The sequence below is a fragment of the Streptomyces graminilatus genome, from assembly GCF_001418565.1.
Classification (GTDB): Bacteria; Actinomycetota; Actinomycetes; order Streptomycetales; family Streptomycetaceae; genus Streptomyces; species Streptomyces graminilatus.
On record NZ_LIQQ01000592.1, the window covers coordinates 1 to 1,855 of the forward strand.

At 70.1% G+C, this 1,855-nt stretch carries 1 protein-coding gene and 1 pseudogene; both read right to left on the reverse strand.

Going from position 1 to position 1,855, the window contains the following annotated elements:
• Nucleotides 1–43: 43 nt before the first annotated feature.
• Entirely contained in the window at nucleotides 44–1,750 is a 1,707-nt protein-coding gene (locus AOK08_RS37435) for a bifunctional uroporphyrinogen-III C-methyltransferase/uroporphyrinogen-III synthase (protein ID WP_055534409.1), read from the reverse strand.
• Nucleotides 1,747–1,855: pseudogene (locus AOK08_RS48020) on the reverse strand (hydroxymethylbilane synthase); the annotation flags it as partial. The gene AOK08_RS37435 and the pseudogene AOK08_RS48020, both read right to left, overlap by 4 nt.

Sequence of the window (1,855 nt, forward strand, 5' to 3'; positions counted from 1 at the left end):
GGCGGCGGGGGCGAGGAAAACCCCACCCCCGCCGCCCCACGCCTTAAGTGGTCCGCCTCCGCCGAGCCCCCGGCCTCCGCTCACTCGGCCGAGTAACCGGATCGCCCGACTCCACAGCGGAAGCCCTCCGCCGCAGCCCGAAGTCCGCCAACGCCTCCGCCAGCTTCAGCACAGACGGCTCCGGAGCCATCACATCGACCCGCAGCCCATGCTCCTCGGCGGTCTTCGCCGTGGCCGGCCCGATACACGCGATCACCGTCACGTTGTGCGGCTTGCCCGCGATACCCACCAGGTTCCGCACAGTGGACGACGACGTGAAGAGAACGGCGTCGAAGCCACCCCCCTTGATCGCCTCCCGCGTCTCCTGCGGCGGCGGCGAGGCACGCACCGTCCGGTAGGCGGTGACGTCGTCGACCTCCCAGCCCAGCTCGATGAGCCCGGCGACCAAGGTCTCGGTGGCGATATCGGCCCGAGGCAGGAAAACACGATCGATCGGATCGAACACCGGATCGTACGGCGGCCAATCGTCCAGCAACCCAGCCGCGGACTGCTCCCCACTGGGCACCAGATCAGGCTTCACCCCAAAGGCAACCAACGCCTTGGCGGTCTGCTCACCCACCGCCGCGACCTTGATCCCGGCAAAGGCACGGGCATCAAGCCCGTACTCCTCGAACTTCTCCCGAACAGCCTTGACCGCGTTCACCGAAGTGAAAGCGATCCACTCGTACCGCCCGGTCACCAGCCCCTTGACGGCCCGCTCCATCTGCTGAGGCGTCCGCGGCGGCTCGACGGCGATCGTAGGCACCTCGTGCGGCACGGCCCCATAGGACCGCAACTGCTCGGAGAGCGACGCCGACTGCTCCTTCGTACGGGGCACCAGCACCCGCCAGCCGAACAGCGGCTTGTTCTCGAACCACGACAACTGCTCGCGCTGGGCGGCGGCGACCCGCTCGCCGACCACGGCTATGACGGGGCGGCCACCGTCGGGCGACGGCAGCACCTTGCCCTGCTTGAACGTCTGCGCGATGGTCCCCAGCGTGGCCGACCAGGTCCGCTGACGCGTCGTGGTCCCGGCGATGGTCACGGTCAGCGGAGTGTCGGGCTTGCGCCCGGCAGCGACCAGCTCACCCGCGGCGGCGGCCACCGAATCCAGGGTCGTCGAGACGACGACCGTGCCGTCCGACGCCCCGACCTCGGTCCAGCACCGGTCCGACGCCGTACGGGCGTCCACGAACCGGACGTCCGCGCCCTGCGCGTCCCGCAGCGGCACACCCGCGTACGCGGGCACGCCCACGGCGGCGGCGACACCCGGGACCACCTCGAAGGGGACCCCGGCGCGCGCGCACGCCAGCATCTCCTCGGCGGCGTACGCGTCGAGCCCGGGATCCCCGGACACCGCACGCACCACCCGCCTGCCGCCCCGCGCGGCCTCCATGACAAGATGTGCGGCATCCCGCACAGCGGGTACACCAGCGGTTGTTGACGCGCCGTCAACAACCGTCAGCTGAGGCGTGCCTGTGCCTGGATACGTGCTGCCAATAGGCGTGTCCAATTCGGTGTCGAGCTCGGCAACGCCTTGTCTGGCGTGCGCGCGTACGACGTCGAGCACCTCGTGCTCGGCGACCAGTACGTCCGCGTTCGCCAGCGCCTCAACGGCGCGCAGAGTCAGTAGTCCCGGATCCCCGGGTCCGGCACCCAGAAAGGTGACGTGCCCATGGTCCGGACCGGCGGGAAGGGTGGTGGGGCTCACTGTGCTCGCTCCCCCATCAGACCGGCCGCGCCCTTGGCAATCATCTCGGCTGCGAGTTCACGGCCGAGCGCCATTGCTTGGTCGTACGTCTCGGGCACGGGACCG